The sequence below is a fragment of the Streptomyces sp. NPDC002055 genome, assembly GCF_040296705.1.
Lineage (GTDB): Bacteria > Actinomycetota > Actinomycetes > Streptomycetales > Streptomycetaceae > Streptomyces.
Genome location: NZ_JBEOXS010000012.1, coordinates 42289 through 61288, shown reverse-complemented (window position 1 = coordinate 61288; position 19000 = coordinate 42289). Strand labels below are relative to the sequence as shown.

The 19000-nt window shown below is 73.3% G+C and carries 18 protein-coding genes and 1 pseudogene; 12 read left to right on the top strand and 7 right to left on the bottom strand.

Annotated features, from left to right (window positions below):
- Window positions 1–259: 259 nt before the first annotated feature.
- The 4 genes and pseudogenes from ABT112_RS09745 to ABT112_RS09735 all read right to left on the bottom strand — a co-directional run bounded on the left by ABT112_RS09745 (window position 260) and on the right by ABT112_RS09735 (window position 6291).
- On the bottom strand, window positions 260–1162 hold the full coding sequence (locus ABT112_RS09745) for a S1 family peptidase (RefSeq protein WP_351507466.1): 903 nt from the start codon (window positions 1160–1162) through the stop codon (window positions 260–262).
- A 1418-nt stretch (window positions 1163–2580) separates the two neighbouring features.
- Window positions 2581–2769, bottom strand: a pseudogene (locus ABT112_RS35345) (hypothetical protein); the annotation flags it as partial.
- Between the two features lie 198 nt (window positions 2770–2967).
- Window positions 2968–3996 (bottom strand): LLM class flavin-dependent oxidoreductase, encoded by a 1029-nt coding sequence (locus tag ABT112_RS09740; protein WP_351507465.1) that lies wholly within the window; start codon window positions 3994–3996, stop codon window positions 2968–2970.
- A gap of 1041 nt (window positions 3997–5037) precedes the next feature.
- Window positions 5038–6291, bottom strand: coding sequence for a DUF5685 family protein (locus tag ABT112_RS09735; protein ID WP_351507463.1), 1254 nt, complete (start codon window positions 6289–6291; stop codon window positions 5038–5040).
- Between the two features lie 276 nt (window positions 6292–6567).
- On the opposite strand from ABT112_RS09735, the gene ABT112_RS09730 reads away from it, so the two are divergent.
- Window positions 6568–7002: a cell division protein SepF gene (locus tag ABT112_RS09730; RefSeq protein WP_351507461.1), complete on the top strand. Its 435-nt coding sequence runs from the start codon at window positions 6568–6570 to the stop codon at window positions 7000–7002.
- A gap of 504 nt (window positions 7003–7506) precedes the next feature.
- Here ABT112_RS09730 and ABT112_RS09725 read toward each other — a convergent pair.
- A complete protein-coding gene (locus tag ABT112_RS09725) occupies window positions 7507–8703 on the bottom strand; it encodes an acyl-CoA dehydrogenase family protein (protein WP_351507459.1) in 1197 nt (398 codons plus the stop codon).
- 332 nt (window positions 8704–9035) lie between these two features.
- The gene (locus ABT112_RS09720; RefSeq protein ID WP_351507456.1) at window positions 9036–10733 is read right to left on the bottom strand and encodes an MFS transporter; all 1698 of its coding nucleotides are present in this window, start codon (window positions 10731–10733) and stop codon (window positions 9036–9038) included.
- A gap of 578 nt (window positions 10734–11311) precedes the next feature.
- Here ABT112_RS09720 and ABT112_RS09715 point away from each other — a divergent pair.
- Window positions 11312–12358, top strand: a complete 1047-nt coding sequence (locus tag ABT112_RS09715) for a phosphatase PAP2 family protein (protein ID WP_351507454.1) — start codon at window positions 11312–11314, stop codon at window positions 12356–12358.
- Between the two features lie 369 nt (window positions 12359–12727).
- Here the strand turns inward: ABT112_RS09715 and ABT112_RS09710 are convergent, their stop codons facing one another.
- A complete protein-coding gene (locus tag ABT112_RS09710) occupies window positions 12728–12943 on the bottom strand; it encodes an I78 family peptidase inhibitor (RefSeq protein WP_351507452.1) in 216 nt (71 codons plus the stop codon).
- 314 nt (window positions 12944–13257) lie between these two features.
- On the opposite strand from ABT112_RS09710, the gene ABT112_RS09705 reads away from it, so the two are divergent.
- From ABT112_RS09705 to ABT112_RS09660, 10 genes are all read left to right on the top strand, one after another.
- On the top strand, window positions 13258–13560 hold the full coding sequence (locus ABT112_RS09705) for a gas vesicle protein GvpO (protein WP_351507450.1): 303 nt from the start codon (window positions 13258–13260) through the stop codon (window positions 13558–13560).
- Between the two features lie 63 nt (window positions 13561–13623).
- The gene (locus tag ABT112_RS09700) at window positions 13624–14055 is read left to right on the top strand and encodes a gas vesicle structural protein GvpA (RefSeq protein ID WP_351507448.1); all 432 of its coding nucleotides are present in this window, start codon (window positions 13624–13626) and stop codon (window positions 14053–14055) included.
- Window positions 14052–14786: a GvpL/GvpF family gas vesicle protein gene (locus tag ABT112_RS09695; RefSeq protein ID WP_351507446.1), complete on the top strand. Its 735-nt coding sequence runs from the start codon at window positions 14052–14054 to the stop codon at window positions 14784–14786. The genes ABT112_RS09700 and ABT112_RS09695 overlap by 4 nt, the downstream gene beginning before the upstream one ends.
- Complete coding sequence (locus ABT112_RS09690; RefSeq protein ID WP_351507444.1) at window positions 14786–15076, top strand: gas vesicle protein GvpG; 291 nt, start codon at window positions 14786–14788, stop codon at window positions 15074–15076. The genes ABT112_RS09695 and ABT112_RS09690 overlap by 1 nt, the downstream gene beginning before the upstream one ends.
- Window positions 15073–15807, top strand: a complete 735-nt coding sequence (locus tag ABT112_RS09685) for a hypothetical protein (RefSeq protein ID WP_351507443.1) — start codon at window positions 15073–15075, stop codon at window positions 15805–15807. The genes ABT112_RS09690 and ABT112_RS09685 overlap by 4 nt, the downstream gene beginning before the upstream one ends.
- Entirely contained in the window at window positions 15800–17062 is a 1263-nt protein-coding gene (locus tag ABT112_RS09680) for an SRPBCC family protein (RefSeq protein WP_502975299.1), read from the top strand. Before ABT112_RS09685 ends, ABT112_RS09680 begins: the two co-directional genes overlap by 8 nt.
- Window positions 17063–17110: 48 nt before the next feature.
- Entirely contained in the window at window positions 17111–17491 is a 381-nt protein-coding gene (locus tag ABT112_RS09675) for a gas vesicle protein (protein WP_351507441.1), read from the top strand.
- On the top strand, window positions 17488–18381 hold the full coding sequence (locus tag ABT112_RS09670; RefSeq protein ID WP_351507440.1) for a GvpL/GvpF family gas vesicle protein: 894 nt from the start codon (window positions 17488–17490) through the stop codon (window positions 18379–18381). The genes ABT112_RS09675 and ABT112_RS09670 overlap by 4 nt, the downstream gene beginning before the upstream one ends.
- Before the next feature lie 56 nt (window positions 18382–18437).
- A complete protein-coding gene (locus ABT112_RS09665) occupies window positions 18438–18620 on the top strand; it encodes a gas vesicle protein (protein WP_351507617.1) in 183 nt (60 codons plus the stop codon).
- 7 nt (window positions 18621–18627) lie between these two features.
- Window positions 18628–18912: a gas vesicle protein K gene (locus tag ABT112_RS09660; RefSeq protein WP_351507438.1), complete on the top strand. Its 285-nt coding sequence runs from the start codon at window positions 18628–18630 to the stop codon at window positions 18910–18912.
- Window positions 18913–19000: the final 88 nt, after the last annotated feature.

Below are 19000 nucleotides of genomic sequence, written 5' to 3'. Positions count from 1 at the left end.
GGGGCCTCTGCTGTCCACGATAATCCCGCGCCGCGGAACCGTGAGAGGCGGTGAACAGCCATCGAGCCCCCGCCCGGAACGCCGGGCGGAGGCTCGTCCGTCACCGGCCGCGGACTCTCCGGGGTGGGGGTGGGAGACCGGGCCGGGGACGGCTGGAGGGGATGGTGCGACGGGCACCGGACGGCGCGGAATCAGCAGACGCTCACGCCGTACGCGCCCGCGGAATCAGCAGACGCTCACGCCGTACGCGCCCGTGGAATCAGTAGACGCTCACGCCGTACGCGCTCAGCGCCTCCGTGACCGGCTGGAAGAAAGTCGTCCCGCCGGAGGTGCAGTCGCCGCTGCCTCCCGAGGTCAGACCCACGGCACGGCTGCCGGAGTAGAGCGGGCCGCCGCTGTCGCCGGGCTCGGCGCAGACATTGGTGCGGATCATGCCGTAGACGATGTCGCCGCCGCCGTAGTTGACGGTGGCGTTCAATGCGGTGACGGTGCCGCCGTGCGTACCGGTCGTGCTGCCCCGGCGGGTGACGGACATCCCGACGGTGGCGTCGGCGGCGCTGGTGATGTCCTGGCTGCCGACGGTGCCCGGGTGGCTGATCGAGCTGTTGGTGTAGCGCACCAGGCCGTAGTCGTTGCCGGGGAAGCTCGACCCGGCGGTCGGGCCGATGACCGTGGTGCGGGCCGCGCTGGTGTACCAGTTGCCCGCGCCATCGGTGCAGTGCCCCGCGGTCAGGAAGTAGTAGGTGCTGCCGCTGCGCACGTTGAAGCCGAGCGAGCAGCGCCAGCCGTCGGCGTAGACGGCGTCGCCGCCCGAAAGCAGCTTGGTGAACTTGCCGGGGGTGCGCTCGATGCGGATCGCACCGGCGTCCCGGCCGGCCTGTCGCTGGATCTTCGCGATCTCGGCACTGGAGACGGTGCTGTCCGCGGTGACGACGACCCGTCCGGTCTCCTTGTCGACATGCCAGGCGGTGCCGCCGACATCGGCGGTGAGCACGGCATCGCTCACCCCGGTGAGCTGGGCCGCGCTGTAGGTGGGGGCGGGGGGTTCGGCGTTGGCGGCGGGGGCCGCGAACGCCGAGACGGCAACGAGCCCGGAGGCGACGGCGATCAGCCGTGCGCGTCTCGCGATGCCTGAGTGGGGGGTGATGCGCTTGATCCTCACTTCTTCCTCCAGTGGGGAATGGGGGGTCCGCTTGGGTGGGCAGGCCCGTGAGGCGCAGTCGGAGAGCACTCCGGAGTCTTTTTGGACGTGCTCCTGACAAGCGCTGGGGGGAGTATTCGGCCGCCGCGCCCCGGGCCGCAAGAGCGCCTTTCAGCCGTGGTCCGCGCAGGCAGCGGGGCCTCGGCGGCCGGTGGCCCCCGGGGTCCCGTGGCACCCGGCCCGCGCGCGGACGGGCCGGTGGGTCAGCAGGTTCCGCTCCCCCGCCGCGACAGCAAAGGGAGCGGTGTTCACAGGGGGCGGGAGGGGGCGCCGCACGGCCCCGGCAGCGGGGCACGACGACGGCCGGGGACGCCCGGAGGCCGAGGCCACCGCGGTGGCGGCGGCCGGGAGCAGCCCGGACCAACGGCAGCGGCGACTCCCGCTCCCACTGATCGCACCGGCGAAGACGATCCACTGCGTCCCATCCGTCTCGGCTGCCGCCCGAAGGGTGTTCTCGGCTCGTCCGGGGCGGAGTCCGGCATCGCGCCCCGGGCCCGGTCCGCACGCGGAGCCGTCGGCGGCGGGCACCCGGGCCGTGCACCGTCCGCCGTACGGCCGGGCTATGGCCGACGCGGCCCGGCACGGCCCGGGAGGCGGGTCCGGAGGCGCCGCAGTGCTCGGCCACCCGGCCCCGGGGACCGGGGTCCGTACCGCGCACACCCCGCAGCGACAGGGGACGACCAGCCGCGGAACGCCACCGTCGAGGAGCGAACCCGCGGACGCGGGACGCGCCTCGGTCACCCCGGAGCGCCGGGCGGGCCCGCCGGACGGACCTCCGACAACGGCGGGGGCACCGTCGACGGCGGAAGGGGGCACGGCCGGACGACCGTTGTCCATCCCACGCGCAGGAGTGTCCGGAACCCACCCCTCCGATCGGCCGTTCAACGGATCCGGCCCCGGGGACCACCCGGTCGGGACGCCACGGGGCAACTCGGGGAGACCGCCCCGCCGTTCCAGCACGCGGGACTCCACGGCGAGGCGGCGCAGGCCGGTGCGGGGGTGATGCCGGGTGGGGCGATGCAGGGCAGACAAAGGGGTGGCAGGGCAATGCCGGGCGGGGAGAGGGGTGGCAGGGCGCGGCCCCGCGGGACGTCCCCCGGCCCGGCGCTCCGTGGCCCGGCGCTCCGTGGCCCGACGGTTACCGGCGCCCGCCCGGCCGTCGCGCCGCTCCGGAAGGGTACGCGGAGCGCGCCGCTGCGCCGGAATCGCGGGCACGGCCGGCGCGGTCGGCGCGGACTGAGCCGTCGACGCATCCGGAACCATCACCGCGGCCGGGAGCGCCGGATCAACCGACCTCCTCGGCACCGCCCGCACGCCCGGGACCGGCACAGCACACGCGGCACCGCGGGCGGGCCACGCCGCCCGCTGCCGCTGCGCGCTCATGCGGTCCCGTTCCATGCCGGGGCGGTCCCATTCCATGCCGGGGTGGAGTCCTTCCCTACGAGCCATACGGTCCGACGAAGGCCGAGGTGCTTCCGCAGCGTCGCACCTTCGTACGCGGTCCGGAACGCGCCGCGCTCCTGAAGCAGCGGCTCCACCCGGTCGACCACCTCATCCAGCCGCTCGGGCACGATCTGTGGTATGCGGACGGAACGTCAGCCGCCGCGTGGCTCGCGCAGCGCCGCCCCGCGGCCGTTCCGGCCGGGCTCCGTTGGATGCGGCCGCGACGACCTTCCGCAGCCGTCGCACCCGACCTCCCCGGCAGACCACCGCGGCCGACCGCCGGGGCCGGCGCGTGCCGACCGCCCCGGCGTCCAGCGGGAGCGTCACGGCCCGGCGACCCGGGCTCCCTCCACCGCCGCGCACCGGCCGGCGGGGTATCCGAGCCCCAGGTGCTCCCGCAGGGTGGAACCCGGGTAGAAGCGGCGGAGCAGACTGCGGTGCTGGAGGACGGGCACGGTGCCGTCGACGATCAGCACCAGGTCGCGGCGGGTGTCGGCCGGCCGCAGGTGGAAGCCGTCGGCGGCGCCCGCCGCGTACCAGTCCCCGATGAGGTGGGCGAGCCCCACGGCGTCGGCCGGGGTGCGGAGTTCGACGGGCAGTGAGACGAAGACGGCCGGACGGCCCGGCTCCCGGCCGTGAGCGCGAGCGCGCTCGCGCAGTTCCTCCCCGACGGCACGCGCCGTGTCGGGGTCCTCGGCGCGAACCAGGACGAGGTCCGCATGGCGGGCCGCGGTCTCCTGACTCGGCCCCGTGGTCGCGTCGACGGCGATCACCGGGCGGCCCTGCGGCGACCGGGGCGGCACCGACGGTCCGCGCACGGTACGGAACGAGCTCACGGAATCCCCCCGCTGCGGCCCGTCATGGCCGACCACACGCCCGGCCACCGTGTCCCGTACCTCCGCGCCGTCCTCGCCGCCGTCCCACAGCCGTGCGACGGCCCCGGCCGCGTCGTCCGCCTCGGCCCACAACGCTGCCTCGGCGGCCGGACGCGCGCCGGCCGGCCGGCCTACGGCACGGGGCACCGGGACATCGACGGTCCAGCCCGCGCGGCCCCGGCTCGCCCGGTCCAGCGCGGCGAGCGCCGCGGCGACCCGGGCCGGCTCGGTGCGGCAGGCGGGAACGGTCGGCACGAGGCCGATCCGCTCGGTGGCGGGGGCGACCCGGGCCAGCACGGCGAGGGCGTCGAGACCGCCGGCGGTTTCTCCGACGGGGGCGGCACCGTCGTCGAGGGTGATGAAGTCCAGGGCGCCGCGTTCGGCGAGCCGCGCCAACTCCACGTATGTGTCGGCCTCTTGGCATCCCGCGGTGTCGAGAGCGGCGGCCAGATGGAGCGGTCGGGTCGGTCCGGGCATGGTCATCCTTCGGAAGAGGGGGGTGGCAAGGAGGGGTTCAGCGAGGGGAAACGGCAGCCGGCACGGGCCGGAGTGCGCATCCGGGCCCGTGGCGCCGTACGGACCGCCGCACACCACCGGCCACCGCGCCGCACCCGTCTTCGGCGCCCGGCGGATCGCCACCGCCGACGGCAGGGCACCGCGCCACGGCAGGAACATCCGGACGGTCACGGCGGTTCCCCGGACACACGGAGAGCAGCGTCGGCCAACTGCCCTTCCGGACCCCGGAGTCGACCGTCGGCGCGGCAAGCGGAATCACGGCAGGGACGGCGAACCAGGGTTCGGTACCGCCGCGGAGGCCCGACACCCCTAGGACCGGGGCGGGAACAGCAACCGGAACGGCGAAGGCGTTCGATAACACGGTGTCCGGCGACACGGACATGCAAAGGCTCCGTCGGCTACGGATCGAGCACGGGTGGCGGACGCCCTCACAGCAACAGCCCGACCGCGCCCCTCAGCACGGCCGGGCACCGAGGCTATGCGGTGCGCACGGTCCGCTGTCAAGGTTGTCCGCACTGTGAGCCGCTCCGCCGGGGGCAGTTGACGTCACATGGGACTGCTGTTCCACTTGGCCCATGCAGGCAGGTCACCGGCTCGTCACGCGATGCCACATCGACTTCGGTCGGGTGTGGTCGTCGTCCTGTTCGGACTGACTCCGCGCCCGAGGCCGCTCCGCACGTACCGGACGTCCGCAGCACCGGACTTCGCACCGGCGGGCCTTCACCCCCGTCGTGCCCTCACCCCTGTCGGCCCTCGCACGTCCGGGCCGTCGTACGTACCGGAAGCGGCTGCGCGCAGCGCCCCGACCTCCGCCCTCACACAGCCGGGCCACCCACCACAGCAGGCGCCGCCCCCGGCCTGCCGTGTCCCCTCCGTGGCAGAACCTCGCCCCGGCCGGCGCCCGCCCAAAGACCCGCCGGCTCACCGGCTCAGCACACCCCGGTCAGGGGTGCGGGAAGGCCCCGCACCCGCAACCGGAGTACACCGGCCGGTACCCGACGTTCAGCCCTCGCAGCACCCGCAGCACTCACAGCATTCGCAGGAGTCGGTACAACAGCTGCAACCGTCAACGCAGGAGCAGCCTTCACAACAGTCGCAGCAGTCGCAGAACTTGCGGCACCAGCCCTCGCGCTGCTGCCCGTTCCACGGGTCCTCGTAGGGGTCCTTGCAGCACACCTGACAGGTGCAGAAGAGCCCGGTCCACACCGCGCACCCGGCGATCAGCCCGCGCCCCCGGCGGGGCGGCTCGGGCGGCATGCCTCCCGGACCGCCGGGGCCGGGGCCGTACGGGTCCGTGATCCACGGCGAGGTGCGCGGCGGCTCGCCGTACGGGTGGGAGCCCTGCGGCGTTCCGTGCTGTGCGGGGGAGGTTCCGTGCTGCGCGTGGGCACAGGAGCTGCCGAAGGCCCGGTCGACCGACTGCCGCAGTTCGTGGGCGAGAAGCACATGGGCGAGTCGGCCCGCGCCGTCCCCCGCGAAGGTCACGTCCCGCAGCGCCAGCCGCACCCCGTGCAGGGCGTCGTCGCAGAGCTGCCGCACCTGTGCGAGGTCGGTGCCGGTGGCGGTGATCGGGTTCCAGGCACCGGTCGCGGCGTCGTCCGCCAGGTCCTCCACCGCGTCCAGCAGATGGGCCAGCCGGCCGAAGAGCCGGCCTGCCTCCTCCAAGGGCGCGATGTTGCCGGGCCGCCCGGCGAGTACGGCCGTATGGCCGAAAGCCGCCGCCGTCGCCGTCTCGGTGGGTTCGGTGATCCGCAGCAGTGGGGTCCCCGCGCCCGCGCAGGCCTCGATCCCGGCCTGCCGGTCCACCGCGTCGAGCAGCACGGCCGTGTCGAAGCCCAGGCCGGCTCCGGTGCGGGCACCCGCCCGGTCCCAGGTCGCGGCCACCTTCCGGGCCGCGAGGGCCACCGGGCGGCGCCGCAGCATCCCGTCCCCGTCGGCTATGTGGTCGCGCATCTTCGCGGAGGCCAGTACAAGGGAGACAGTGGCCGCCAGCCGCGCCCCCTCCCCCTGCGCGACCGAGGCGGTGCGCATCCCGCGCAGCGGGCACGGTCCCGCGGTGCGCCGCCAGGCGCCGGACCGCTCCGACTGTGCCTCGGCGAGCACCGAGACGATCAGGCCGTCGTAGTTGGTGGCGATCCTCGCGAACTGGCCCTGCGCGCCACGCAACGCCAGGCACAGTCCGCAGAGATGGGCCATCCACTGCGTCCGCAACCCCTCGGAGAGACGGTGGCGGCACGGCCTGACTATTCCGAACAAAACTCCCCCTGTACATACGTTTTGCAGCTGAGGGCATGTTAGCGATCGTGCCGATCACCCAGACGCCCCCCATGTCACCCATCCGGGCGGGTGGTTTTCCACCAGCGCCCCGTCAGCTGCCCTGCGCAGGCGGAACCCTGATTCCTCACCACCCGTTGTGCACCAGTACCGTCACGAAACCCCTGCGCGGGGTCTATTCGCTTGGCGCAACATCCGCATCATGGACGACCATGGAGGGGCGGACAGCAGAGACCGCGTGCAAGGGAGGAGGCGTTCATGGGATCGGTGCGCAAGGCGAGTGCCTGGCTGGGCCTCGTCGATGACAACGATGACGACCGCTACTACGACGACGACTACGCGGAGGGGCCGGAGCCCGTCGACGCCTGGGTGACCGACCCGCGGGTGCAGGTGGCCGACGAGGCGGCGCAGGAGCAGGGCACCCGGATCGCGACGGTGACTCCCGACAGCTTCCGGGACGCTCGGGCGATCGGCGAGCTGTTCCGGGACGGCGTGCCCGTCATCGTCAACCTGACCGGCATGGAGCCGTCGGACGCCAAGCGGGTGGTGGACTTCGCGGCCGGACTGACCTTCGGGCTGCGCGGGTCCATCGAGCGGGTCGCCACCCGGGTCTTCCTGCTCACTCCGGCCGACTACCAGGTGGTGAGCGGCGACGCCGGGCGCAGGGGCGACGGCTTCTTCAACCAGAGCTGACAGCCGGGGCCGCTCACCGCCGTCGCGCCCCCGGCCGTCGCCCGACGGCCGCCACATCACCGGGCGCCGCTTCCCGACCCGCTGATTCCCGACCGCTGATTCCCGACCGCCGGTCACCGGCTGTCGCTCACCGGCCGTCGTTCATCGACGGGCCGTCCACCGGACGTCGTTCACCGGTCGCCGTTCATCAGGCGTCGCTCACCGGTCGTCGCTCGCGATCCGTGCCATGGCTCCGGTAGCGGCGCCTGCGGCGGAAGCCGTGGACCTAGGGCGTGTTTCGAAAGTCCCGCCTGGCCGGAGGTGTCCGGCACGCACTCCCCCGTAGCCCTTCGGGCACGGGAGGTGCCCCACGCCGCGTTGTCGGTCGTCGGCGCAGCCCGCTGCGCTCTCTCCCCCTGGGCCTGGCGGCCCGGGAGGTGCCCCCACCCTCCGCCTTGCGATCGCACGCACCGGACACCTCCGGCCCCGCCCTTCGGGCGGACGACGCTACTTTCGAAACACGCCCTAGTCCCCGCGAAAGGCGTCCAGTCCGGTCAGGGCCTTGCCCAGCACCAGTTGGTGCATTTCCACGGTGCCCTCGTAGGTGAGCACCGACTCGAGATTGGTGGCGTGCCGCATCACCGGGTATTCCAGCGAAATGCCGTTGGCGCCCAGGACGGTCCGGGCCGTACGGCAGATCTCGATCGCCTCGCGCACGTTGTTGAGCTTGCCGAAGCTGACCTGCTCCGGCCGCAGCCTCCCGGCGTCCATCCGCCGCCCCAGATGGTGGGCCAGCAGAATGCCCTTGTGCAGTTCCACCGCCATGTCGGCGAGTTTGGCCTGGGTCAGCTGGAAGCCGCCGATCGGCCGGCCGAACTGCTCGCGGGTCTTCGCGTAGTCGACCGCCGTCTCGAAGCAGCTGCGCGCCGCGCCCATCGAGCCCCAGACGATGCCGTACCGGGCGTGGCTGAGGCAGCTGAGCGGCCCGCGGAGTCCGGTGACTTCAGGCAGCACGGCGTCGGCGGGCAGCCGGACCTCGTCGAGGACGAGTTCGCTGGTGACCGAGGCACGCAGGGACCACTTGTGCTTGATCTCGGGGGCGGAGAAGCCGGGGGCGTCGGTCGGTACGGCGAAGCCGCGGATGCCCTCCTCGGTCTGTGCCCAGACCACGGCGACGCCCGCCACCGAGCCGTTGGTGATCCACATCTTGCGGCCGGTGAGCACCCAGTCCGAGCCGTCGCGCCTGGCGTGGGTGCGCATGGCGGCCGGGTCGGATCCGACGTCGGGCTCGGTCAGTCCGAAGCACCCGATGATCTCGCCGGCGGCCATGCCGGGCAGCCAGCGCTGCTTCTGCTCCTCGGAGCCGTAGCGGTGGATGGCGTACATGGCCAGCGAGCCCTGCACGGAGACCAGGGAGCGGATACCCGAGTCGGCCGCCTCCAGTTCGAGGCAGGCCAGGCCGTACTGCACGGCGCTCGCGCCCGCGCAGCCGTAGCCGTCGAGGGACATGCCGAGGGCGCCGATGGAGCCGAGCTCCCGGGCGAGTTCGCGGATGTCGGGCAGTTCGCCGCGCTCGTACCAGTCGGCGATCTCCGGCAGCACGCGCCGGGCCGCCCACTGCCGTACGGTCCCGCGGACGGCGAGGTCCTCCTCGCCGAGCAGGTCGTCGATCCCGAGCGGGTCGCCGGGGTCGAACCGTGGCAGGGTGCGGCTTGCGGACATCGGTCGGCCTCCGGCTCGGTAGGGCGCCGCCACCGGCTCGCGCCGGGCGCTGTGATCATCCCGTTCGGCCCCGACGCTACGGCGCGGTAACCCCCGTCGTCCACCCCTGGCCGGGGCTTCCCCGACCGCCCCTGTCGTCCTCGGGGCGACGGGGCCGGCCGACGGCCTCGTGCCGACCGCCGCCCGTATGCGGCGCCCTCCCCGGCCGGGCGTGCACGTGCCGGCCCGGGCGCGGGTGACGTAACGGCCGGCCGGCGGGTACGGCCGCACGCCGGTGCCCGCCCGGGGAGCGCCGCACGCCGGTGCCCGCCCGGGGAGTCCGGTCCGCCCGGTCAGCCCGTGTGGTCGGCGCCGACCCGGCTGCGGCCGCGGCTCTGCTGGCCGGGCAGCCCGCCCGCGGCACGGCCGGACCCGGTGGCTCCGGGGCGCTCCGCCGCCGGGCCGTCGGTGTCCTCCGGCTCGTCGCCGTACTCCTCCATGGACCGGGGCAGGCGCAGCGCGGCGCAGGCGCCGAGCAGCAGCAGGACGCCGCTCACCACGAGCGTGACGTGCAGGCCGTGGACGAAGGCCTGGCGGGCGGCGGCGCGCAGGGCGGCGCCCGCGGGGCCGCCGAGCCGGTCGGCCACCTCGTACGCCTCGCCGAGCGAGTGTCCCGCGGCCCGCCCGGCCCGGTCCGGCACACCGGTCACGGCGGAGACTCCCGGCGCGTAGGCCGCGTTCATGACGCTGCCGAGCAGGGCGATGCCGATGCCGGCGCCGAGCTGGTAGGAGGTCTCGCCGATGGCGGCGGCGCCGCCCGCGTCGGCGGCGGGAGCCTCGCTCAGCATCGACTCGTAGGCGCCGAAGAGGGTGGTCTCCAGGCCGAAGCCCAGGAGGATCAGGGCGACGGTCAGCAGCCAGGGCCGGTCGTCCGCTCCCATGAGGGTCAGCGAGAACACGGCGCCGGCGGTGAGCACGAAGCCCGCGGAGACCATGGCGCGCGGCCCGAAGCGCTGGAGCATCCGGGAGCCGAGGAGCCCGGCGGCCATCGCGGCGACGGTCAGCGGCACCATGCGCAGCCCGGTCTCCAGCGGGGAGAAGCCGAGGACCAGCTGAAGGTACTGGGTGGCGATGAGCTCCAGGCCGACCAGCGCCAGCATGCCGACGACGATGCAGCCCACGGAGGTGCCGAAGGCGGGGCGGGCGAACATCCGCAGGTCCACCAGCGGGTGCTCGCGGCGGCGCTGCCGGCGGACGAAGAGGAGGAGCAGCAGGGCTCCGACGATCAGCGGAATCAGGGTGACCGGGTGCAGCACGGCTTCGCCGCTGCCGGCCCGCTTCACCCCCAGCACCATGCCGAACAGGCCGAACGCCGCCATCAGCGCGCCCAGCACGTCCCAGGGGCCGTTGCGGTCGCCGGTGGACTCGGGCAGCAGCCAGCGGCCGACCGGCAGGCAGACGGCCATCAGCGGGATGTTGATGAGGAAGACCGAGCCCCACCAGTAGTGCTCCAGCAGGAAGCCTCCGAGCAGCGGTCCGATCGCGGCACCCACCGCGGCGACGGCGCTCCAGATGCCGATGGCCAGGGCCCGTGCGCGGCGGTCGGGGAAGACCTGCCGGAGGATCGACAGCGTCGCCGGCATGATCATCGCGCCGCCGATGCCCAGCAGGGCGCGGGCGCCGATCAGCACCTGCGCGCTGTCCGCGGCGGCGGCCACGGCGGAGGCGACGCCGAAGAGGGCGTAGCCGAGGAGGAGGACCCGTCTGCGGCCGACCCGGTCGCCGAGGGTGCCGAAGAGAATCAGCAGGGAGGCGGCGACGAGCGGATAGGCGTCGACGATCCACAGGAGTTCGATGGAGCCCGGCCGCAGGTCCTCGCTGAGCGCGGGGACCGCGACGTGCAGCACGGTCGCGTCGAGGGCGACGAGCAGCAGGCTGACGCAGAGGACGACGAGCACGGCCCAGCGGTTGGCTCCGTGGTCGCTCGTGCCGCGCCGATGCCGAGGAACGTCCGCCGCCCGTTTGTCGCGGGCCGTGGTCGTTCCGGACATGTACGCACCTCCCAGTATTCCGCTCGGTCGGCGGGCCCCGGACGGACGGGACTGCGGCCCGGCGGGCCCGGCTTCGAACGCGAGTGAATCGTCAGGGTACGCGAGCCGCGGCGCCGGGACGGGGCCCCGGCCCACCTCGGCCACCGGGGGCGCGTGGTATCCGTCACGATCCTCCCGAGCCGCCCACCACCCCGGGGTGACCGGCCACCGACACAGCGTGACGGGAGCGGCCGCCTCCGGAGCGCGGACCCCCGGCCGGCCCCCGCACACCTTTCCCCGGACCGGGAACCGCCAGGTCATAACCTTGATCAACGATCATTCCCGAACGTTCCGGAACTTCCGGTTCCGGCCGTTCCGCAACGGTGCGGACAATTCACGGCCACATCGGGGTAAACACACTCGCCTTACCCGCCGGAGGGCCGGAAAAATGGCCTCACGGAATTCATCCGGCCTGTGCTCGGGCTTTGCGGAGGCGTGCTGAATTTGTATCTCGGTGAGGTCCGGGCCACATCACATCGTCATCACGAACCCTCTGGTTCGAGCCGGGGGCACCGCTCACCCCCTGTAACGTCGATTGGGTGCGTACCAACCAAATCTTCGCCCGACTGGAGCAGGAGCCGGAGCGACCCAGCAACCGCGATGTGCCGCGGATGAGCCGGACACGCACGGTGCTGTTCGGCTCGGCCGTGTGGTTCTACGTGGCCATCGTCGCGGCGGTTTTCGTGAGCGACCACCTCGTCCGGCTGGACTGGCAGGTCATGCTCTTCCGGCCCTACAAGCAGTGGCCGGAGCTGCACGCCTTCCTCGACTACTTCGTGGTGCTGGGCCAGCGCGGCCCGACCGCCGTGCTGGTCGCCGCGTGGCTGGGCTGGAGATCCTGGAGACAGCGCACGCTGCGCCCGCTGCTCGCGCTCGGCGTCGCCCTGCTCCTGCTCAACATCACCGTCGGCGCGGTGAAGTACGGCCTCGGGCGTCTCGGCCCGCACTACGCCACGACCGTCGGCTCGGCCGAGATGTGGTCCGGCGGCGACATATTCCCCTCCGGGCACACCGCGAACGCCGTGGTGACCTGGGGCATCCTGGCCTATCTGGCGACCACCCCGCGCGCCCGGCGGGTGCTGTCGGTCGTCGCCGCCGTCTTCGCGCTCGGCGTGGGCGCCACCACCGTGTACCTCGGTACGCACTGGGTCAGCGATGTGCTCCTGGGCTGGGCCGCGGGCCTGGTCGTGCTGCTGGCCCTGCCCTGGTTCGAGCCGGCCATCGCCACCGTCGAGGCGTGGATCTTCGCGCTCCGCGCCCGCTACCGCGCGACCGGCAGCCTGGCACCGCGGCCGCTGCCGCCGGTGGGCGCCCGCACCTCCCCGCTGGTCACGACGCGCGCCCCGGCGCCGGAGAAGGTGCCGCACGGCCTGGAGCCGGTCATCGTGAGCAGTGGGCACGGCTCCGGCGGCCAGAGCGCCCGCAGTGCGGAGAACCGGCCGCACCACCCCGCCCGCCCGCACACCAGCCGCTCCGAGCGCAGCCCGGTCAGCCCGACCGGGAGCCGCAGGCCACCGCACTCCGACCGGGCGCCGCGGACCGCCCCGCTGGGCCCGGCGACCGGGCGCGGACGGGCGGGCGGCTGACTCCACGCACCTCCGAGCCGCGGGGACGGTACGCACCCCGGTTCCCCGCACCACACGGCCCCGGCGCTCTGCTCAGCGCCGGGGCCGTCGTCGTATGTCGGGGGGCTCGCCGTGATGTCCGGGCCGGCGTCGTGACGGCCGGGCCGGCGTCGTGACGGCCGGGCCGGCGTCGTGACGGGCCGGGTCGGCGGTTCCGCGGGCTCCCGGCTGCGCCCTGCCCCGGCCCGCAACGGGCCGCTCCGCAGGACCAGCGGGCGGGCCGGTCCGTCACGCGCGGGCCGCTCCGCGCGCCGCCCGGCGCCGGTTCCGCTTCCGTAGGGGCGGGCGCCGGGCCCGGCGGTACCGCGGCCCGGCGCCGCCCCGTTCCGGTCAGCCCTTCCAGCAGCGGACGACGACGCCGTCCCGGACCGCCAGATTGAGGCGGCCCGTCAGGTACTCCATGGTGATGATCGCGTCCGGCGGGAGGGTGCGGACCGTGGTCCAGCCGCGCTGCCGGGCGCGCTCCTCGGCGGCGGAAGCGTCAAGTCCGACATAGGACTCGAAGTCGTCGTCCGTCGGCTCGGGTGGGGTCGATGCGTCGCTCATGGTGGCCACCGTAGGCGCCCCCGAAGACGTGACGGAAGGCACGTCCGAGCGACCGGCGGATCCGCGGGTCGTCACGCTTGTGTCACAAGCTGTCGCGTCGACTTCATCACCCCAGCGTCACCCGTACGTGCCCTCCTACGGGCCCCGGAACTCCGGCCATTCGCCGCCGAATTACGTTTCTGACGCCTTGTCCAATAGCCCTCGAAAAACCCGGGGAAATAGTTAACACGGTTCCCGGAAAAGGCCGTTCGAGCCCGTCTGGAACTCGATGTTTGCCGTAGGGCAAACGTGGTACCCGATGCAGCGAGGCAACGATGGCTGACACTTCGAAAAACTCAGAGAAGAGCGCGGCGGACGACCGTCCTCCGGCGTTGGACGTCCTCCGGCGAGCCGGGGCGCAGCTCGCCGAGCTGACCGGCCTCCGAGCAGAGGCGGTGACCCGGCTCGAACGCACCGAGAAGGGCTGGATCGTGGAAGTGGAGATCCTCGAGCTGGCCCGGGTGCCGGACACGATGAGCCTGATGGCGTCCTACGAGATCACGACCGACCCGGACGGCACTCTCACCGGCTACCGCCGGCTGAGCCGTTACGAACGCGGCCGTTCCGACCGGAGATGACGCCGGTCGGCCGGAGCCGGCTCCGCCGCACACCCATGCAGAAGCGAGAGAGGAAGGTCCGACATGTCCGTTGTCCCGGCGCAGCAGACCGGGGGTTCAGGCGGCTCCAGCGGTCTGTACGACGTCCTGGAACTGGTCCTCGACCGCGGGTTGGTGATCGACGCGTTCGTGCGGGTCTCACTGGTCGGCATCGAGATACTCAAGATCGACATACGCATCGTGGTCGCGAGCGTCGACACGTACCTGCGGTTCGCCGAGGCCTGCAACCGGCTCGACCTGGAGTCGGGCCCGAAGAAGAACCCCGGACTGCCGGACCTGGTCGGTGAGATCACCGAGTCCGGGGCGAAGGGCAAGTCCAAGGGCGCGCTCTCCGGCGCCGCCGAGACGCTCTCCGAGGCGTTCAAGCAGGGCCAGTCGGAGGCGGACGGCGGTGACAAGGAGCCGGCGCGACGGCCCCGCCGCACGACGTCCCGCCGTAAGGAGGAGTCGGAGTGAGCACCTACGTCTACGGCATCGTCCTCGCCGCGCACCCGGGTCTGCCCGACGGGCTGGCCGGCATCGGCGACCCGCCGAACCCGGTCCGCACCGTGCGGGAGGGCGATCTGGCCGCGGTGGTCAGCGACGCTCCCACCGAGCTGCGGCCCAAGCGCCGTGACCTGCTGGCCCACCAGCACGTCCTGACCGAGGCGGGCGCCTCGGGAGCCGTGCTCCCCCTGCGGTTCGGCAGCCTGTCGGACGACGACGCCGCCGTGCGGGCCGCGCTCGCCGGTCAGGCGGAGCACTACCGGGAACAGCTCGGCCGGCTCGACGGCCGGGTGGAGTACAACGTGAAGGCCGTGCACCACGAGGAGGCCGTGCTCCACCTGGTGGTGCACGAGAACAGCGAGGTGCGCGCGCTCACCGAGGCCAACCGGGCCGCGGGCGGCGGTTCGTACCAGGACAGGCTGCGGCTCGGCGAGCTGGTGGCGAACGGCGTCAAGACGCGGGAGGCGCACGACGCCGTGGCCGTGGAGTCGGCGCTGGCGCCGCACGCCGAGCAGCACAGCCACGGTCCGGAGACCTCCGGCTGGCTGGTGAATCTCTCCTTCCTGCTGAACCGCGCCGAGTCGGCGGCGTTCCTCAATGCCGTGGAGGAGTTCCGGCAGGCCAATCCGCAGCTCGATGTGCAGGCGACCGGACCGCTCCCGCCGTACAGCTTCGTCTCCACGGAGCGGGCGACCGCGTAATGGGCCTCCTCGGCGAGATCCTCCTGCTGCCCGCAGCACCCGTCCGCGGTGCGGGCTGGGTGCTGCGGCAGGTGGTGGCGGAAGCGGAACGGCAGTACTACGACCCGGCGGCCGTTCAGCGGGAGCTGAGCAGCCTGGCCGAGCAGCTCGATCAAGGGCTGATCGACGAAGCCGAGTTCGACCGGCGCGAGGACGAGCTGCTGGACCGTCTCGAGGTCGCACAGCAGCGCCGCGCGGCGGCTCCGGGGAGCGGATTCGCTCCCCCCTCGAACGAGGGAAGGACCTCATGACGAACCGACTGGCAGTGGCGCTGGCCGTGACCGCGGGCTATGTGCTCGGACGTACGAAGAAGGCCAGACTGGCCATCGGCGTCGGCAGCATGGTCCTGGGCAAGCGGCTCAACCTCTCCCCGCAGCAGCTCGTGGGGACGCTCACCGAACAGCTCCGGGCGAACCCGCAGCTGGCCGAGGTCCGCGACCAGCTGCGCACGGATCTGCAGGGGGTGGGGAAGGCCGCGACGAGCGCCCTGATCACCCGGCAGCTCAACGCACTCGCGGACAACCTGCACGGCAGGACCCTCGACGTCCGGGACCGGATCGACACGGGCAGGCTCACCGGCGGCCCGGTGGACGACGACGAGCACCCGGCGGACGACAAGCCCGCCGACGACGCGTACGAGGCACGCGGCAGCGACCGCGCCGGGAAGGACGCCTCCGGGGGCTCGGAGGACTCGGAGGCGCCGCGGCGCCGGCGTCCCGCGAAGAAGGCCGAGGGGACCGGCGGGAAGAGCCGGACCGGGTCGGACGGGAGCAGGTCGGACGGGACCGGTTCGGACGGGAGCGGGTCCCGGAAGACCGCGGCGAAGAAGGCCCCCTCCGGGAAGGCCCCGGCGAAGAGGCCGGCCGCTTCGAAGAAGACCGCGGGGTCGGCCGCGAGGAACGCGGGGCCGGCGGCGAAGAAGACCGCGGGCACCGCCCGGCGGGCGACCGGCCGGCGCAGCGGAGGTGGCGACCGTGACTGACGGACCGAAGGGCACGGGCAACCCCGTCTCCACGCTCAAGGACAGCGTGGTGGGCAACCCCGCCACCGACCGGCTCAAGGAGGAGGCCGCGGCGTTCGCGGCCGCCCAGGCCCAGCGGCTGTTGATATCCGCCGGCCGGAAGCTGGGCGGGGCGACCACGAAGCTCAACGACGTCGCCGAGGGCAACAGCCCCGGGCTGTTCCACCTGGCGAAGGAGGGCGGCAAGAAGTTCGCCGAGGGCAAGGGCCCGGTGCGGTCGGCCGTGGAGATCGGCGCGGCGAACCTCAAGGACACCCTCAAGGACAAGGTCAAGGGCGCCTTGCAGGGCCTGGGCGGCGGCAAGCGCAAGGGCGGCGGGGGCAAGGGCAGGTTCGTCACCATCGTCGAGGACATCGACGTCGGCGTGCCCGTCCGTGAGGCGTACAACCAGTGGACGCAGTTCCAGGAGTTCAGCACCTTCGCCAAGGGCGTGCAGGGGGTGGAGTCGGCCGACGACACGACGTCCAACTGGCGCGCCAAGATCTTCTGGTCCAGCCGCAGTTGGAAGGCGAACACCACCGAGCAGATCCGGGACCGGCGCATCGCCTGGACCTCGGAGGGCGCCAAGGGCAGCACCAAGGGCGTCGTCACCTTCCACCCGCTGGGCGAGAACCTCACCACGGTGCTGCTGGTCATCGAGTACTACCCCAAGGGGCTGTTCGAGAAGACCGGGAACATCTGGCGCGCTCAAGGCCGTCGCGCCCGGCTCGACCTCAAGCACTTCCGCCGCTTCCTGATGATGCGCGGCGAGGCCACCGGCGAGTGGCGCGGCGAGATCCGGGACGGCGAGGTCGTGCTCAGCCACGAGGACGCCCTGGCCGAGGAAGAGCAGGAGGAGGCGCACGGCGACGGCGCCGAGGACCGCGCGGCCGGGGACGACGGCCGCGGGGACGAGGAGTTCGACGACGGTACCGAGGGCTATGAGGAGGCCGAGGAGGCCGACGCCGAGTACGACGATCCGGACGGCGAGGACGACGACGGCGAACCGTACGACGAGGACGGGCACGACGCCGACGACGAGGCGGCGGAGGACGAGGAGCTCCCCGACGACGAGTACGAGGCGGAGGACGAGGACGAGGACGACAGCGACGGCGACGGCGACGGCGACGGCGACGGCGCGTATGCGACCGAGGACGCCCACGAGGACGACTACGACGACGCGTACGACGACGAGGTGGCCGAGGAGGAGCCGGAGCGCGTCCGCGCCTCCCGCTGACCTCCCGCTGACCTCCCGCCACGGCCGATGAGAAGAGGACCGCCGGAAATGACGGGAACCCTGCCCGAGCCGTACGGCTCCTCCGGCAGCAGCGCCAACCTGGCGGACATCCTGGAACGGGTGCTCGACAAGGGCGTCGTGATCGCCGGAGACATCAAGATCAACCTGCTCGACATCGAGCTGCTCACCATCAAACTGCGGCTCATCGTGGCCTCGGTCGACAAGGCCAAGGAGATGGGCATCGACTGGTGGGAGCACGACCCGGCGCTGTCCTCAGGCAGCCGCAGCCGGGAACTCGCCGCGGAGAACCAGGAGCTCCGCGACCGGATCGCCGCCCTCGAACAGCGGGATCCGGAGCGGCGGAAGCCCGAGCTGCCGGACGCGTCCGAGCAGCGGAAGAAGCCGGACCGGCGGGAGGAGAGGCCATGACCGCGCTGCTGAGTTACGTCTATGCGGTGACCCGCTCCGCGGACTGCCGGCTGCCCGAGGACCTGCGCGGCATCGGCGGGGCGCCGGTGGCCGTGGTCGCGGAGGACGGGCTCGCGGCCGCGGTGACCGCGGTGCCCGCCGCCGACTTCGAGGAGGCGCCGCTGCGCGCGCACCTGGAGGACCTCGAGTGGCTGGAACGGACCGCCCGCGCGCATCAGCACGTGGTGGACGCGGTCGCCGCGACCGGCTGCGCCCTGCCGTTGCGGCTGGCCACGGTCTACCGCGACGAGCAGGGCGTACGGCAGATGCTCGCCTCCGGACGGGAGCGGTTCGGGCCGGCGTTCGCCCTGCTGGAAGGGCGGGACGAGTGGGGCGTGAAGATCTACACGGACAGCGGCCCGTCCGCCCCCGAGGACGCTTCCGCCGCCGCGTCGCCGGCCCGTGCGCGACCCGCTTCGGGGCGCGACTACCTGCGGCAACGACAGCAGCAGCGCAAGGCGCAGGAGAGCACCCGGCAGCAGGCCGACGACCGCGCGCGGAAGGCCCATGAGGCGCTCGCCGGACTCGCCGAACGCTCCCGGCTGCACCGTCCGCAGGACTCCCGGCTCTCCGGGGCGAGCGGGCAGAACGTGCTCAACGGCGCCTATCTCGTGGACCGGGGGGAGGCGGCGGCGTTCCGGTCGCTGGTGAGCCAACTGGCCGGCCGGGCCGCCGGGCTGCGGATCGAGCTGACCGGGCCCTGGGCGCCGTACTCGTTCACCTCGGCCGACTCCGACGCCTACGCCGGCGCCGGCGCCGGCCCGACGAACGGCGCCCGCCCGACGCACGGCAGCGGCCCGACGAACGGCACCGCAGGCGAGCGGTCCTCCGGGGCGGAGGGGGCGGCCTGATGACCATCGAACCGTCCCCGTCCCTGACCCCGCCCGTGACCCCGTTCCCGGAGCCGATGGCGGAGCGGCAGATCGCGCTGGTGGACCTCCTGGACCGGCTGCTCGCGGGCGGAGTCGTCCTCGCCGGCGACCTGACGCTGCGGATCGCCGACGTCGATCTGGTCCGGATCGATCTGCACGCGCTCATCAGCTCGGTGAACGAGAACGTGCCGTCGCCGTGGGACACCGGAGAGGGGTGACGGCGGCGTGGAACGTCCGCACAACCGGCTGGAACTGGACCGGGACACCGTCGAGCGCGATCTGATGCGCCTGGTGCTGACCCTGATCGAGCTGCTGCGCCAGCTCATGGAACGTCAGGCACTTCGCCGGGTCGACCAGGGGGACCTGACGGAGGACCAGGAGGAGCGGATCGGGCTGACCCTGATGCTGCTCGCCGAGAAGATGGAGGAGCTGCGGGACCAGTTCGGGCTGGAACCCGAGGACCTCAACATCGACCTCGGCCCCCTGGGTCCGCTGCTCCCCCGCGACTGACCGGTGCGGGCCGGGAACCGGTGAACCGGCCCGGCCCGCACCGAGGCCCCGGATGCCGGGCCGCAGGGCAGGGGCCGCCGTGCCACAG